At 66.5% G+C, this 1,932-nt stretch carries 3 protein-coding genes; all 3 read right to left on the bottom strand.

What is annotated here, in order from left to right; all coding sequences use genetic code 11:
- A partial coding sequence (locus tag VGH54_RS07125) for a CoA transferase (RefSeq protein WP_331511232.1) occupies positions 1–468 on the bottom strand: 468 nt, incomplete at its 3' end.
- Between the two features lie 88 nt (positions 469–556).
- Positions 557–1,354, bottom strand: coding sequence for an alpha/beta hydrolase (locus VGH54_RS07120; protein WP_331511233.1), 798 nt, complete (start codon positions 1,352–1,354; stop codon positions 557–559).
- Positions 1,355–1,400: 46 nt separating this feature from the next.
- The coding region (locus tag VGH54_RS07115; protein WP_331511231.1) for an enoyl-CoA hydratase-related protein at positions 1,401–1,932 on the bottom strand (532 nt) is incomplete at its 5' end.

Here is a 1,932-nt window from a genome sequence, read left to right as displayed (position 1 = left end):
GCCGGCGCGCGCCCAGAACGCCGTCGCGTCGTGTGCGCCCGTCTCACGATCGGGCCCTTCGCTCCCGAAACCGCTGCCCGCGACGTAGACGATCGACGGATTGATACGCCGTACCTCATCCAGGTCGATCCGTAGCTTCGCTCGCGCCCGAGGCAACAAGTTGGTCAGGAAGACATCGCTGCACCGGACGAGTTCCTCGAACACCGGTCGAGTCTGCTTCAACGCCAGAGAGAGCCCAACACTCCGCTTGCCGCGGTTCGGGGCTTCGATCGTGGGCGAGAATGAGACTCCCGGTGTGGTGGCGGAGCGGCCGGCGACGGTGACGAGTCCCCTTTGCGCATCTCCTGTCACCGGGTTTTCGACCTTGATGACGTCGGCGCCCCAATCGGCGAGGACCGCGCCGGCGGAAGGCACGAAGGTGTACTGCGCGACCTCGAGCACGCGCACGCCGGTCATCGGCTTTTGCATCCGCTCACCTCTGTCCTGCCGGCCGCGCTGTCTCAGTGCCAACATAGGTTACTAGGTAAGCAATGTCGAGGTCTACTATTTCTGTCGATCATCCGTTGCGGATCGCTGCGGCGAGCTTCCTGGGCGCATCGATCATGACGAAGGTGGAGCTGCCGGGGATCTCGATCAACGTGGCATGCGGGAACGCGTCGCGCAGTCGGCGGGCGTGGTCGAGGGGGAAGAGCTGGTCCTCGGTGCCCCACGTCAACGTGACGGGTCTGTCGAACGCCTCGATCGCCGGCGCGGCGCGCAATGTGAGAGCCGGATCCAATGAGGCGGTCACGGTGACCGCGTCGCGGCGGGCCGCTCCGCTAGTGGCGAACGCACCGAAGATCTGCCGCTGCCGCTCCCGGGCCGGGGGATGCTTGGACACCGCCTTGAGGAAGAAGCTTTGCCCCGGTCCGGTGGCCAACAGGCGCACAATTCCGCCACCCACTGCGGAGCTGAGTCGGCACAGCTTGACGATCTGGGCGAACGAGCCGGGCGGAAAGTGTTCGTAGCTATCGCAATTGGTGAGCACCAGACGGGCGATCCGGGACGTGTCCAGCGTTGGATCACCTAGCGACGCCAGCACCAGGCCGCCGCCGGTGTCATTGGCCACCACGGTGACGCCGGCCAGGTCGAGGGCCTCCATGAAATGGACGATGCGCCGAGCGGCCGCCTCGGCGCCAAGATCGGCGCCGTCGGTAGGTGTGCTGTGCGCGCCCAGCGGCCAGGTCGGCGCGATGCGGCGAAATCCATCACCGAGTTCGGCCACAACGTCGTCCCACAACGCGCCGGTCACGTAGACGCCGTGCACGAACAGGACGGTGGGCCCCTGCCCGGTGTCGGTGTATTCGATGTCCAGGCCGTCCACGCGTACCTTCGGGGTTGCCACTTCGCCTCTCCTTTGATCAGTGACCGCGAAAATCCGGGGTGCGCTGCTCGCGGAAGGCGCGCGCACCTTCTCTGAAGTCCGCGGTCTCGACCAAGGCTGACTGCCCCTCGGCCTCGATCGCTCGCACAGCCTCGAGTTCGGTCAGAGTCGCTGCGGCCAGCGCACGCTTGGTCCAGCCGAACGCGAACGTCGGACCGCCGGAAACCGACCGCAGCACGTCGGCCAACACAGACTGATAATCGTCGTCGCCAGTGAGATAGGAGATCATCCCCCACTCGAACGCCGTTGCCGCGGAGATTTTCTCAGCCGTCATCGCCATGCGCGCCGTGCGCGCCCGACCGATCAACCCTGGCAGCAGCGCGGACGCACCACCGTCGGGCATCAGCCCGACCCGGGTGAAGGCCAATTGGAAGTACGCCGACCGCGCGGCCACCACCAGATCGCAGGAAAGCGCCAGCGCACAACCGAATCCGACCGCCCCACCGTGCACACCTGCGACGACCGGCTTGGGTAAGGCGGTGATCGCACGGACCACCCGGTTGGCGGCA

Origin of the sequence: Mycobacterium sp., assembly GCF_036488105.1 — a bacterium.
In the GTDB taxonomy this organism is placed as follows: Bacteria; Actinomycetota; Actinomycetes; order Mycobacteriales; family Mycobacteriaceae; genus Mycobacterium.
Note: the sequence above shows the minus strand (reverse complement) of the source record. Positions and strands in the feature narration are given on the sequence as shown.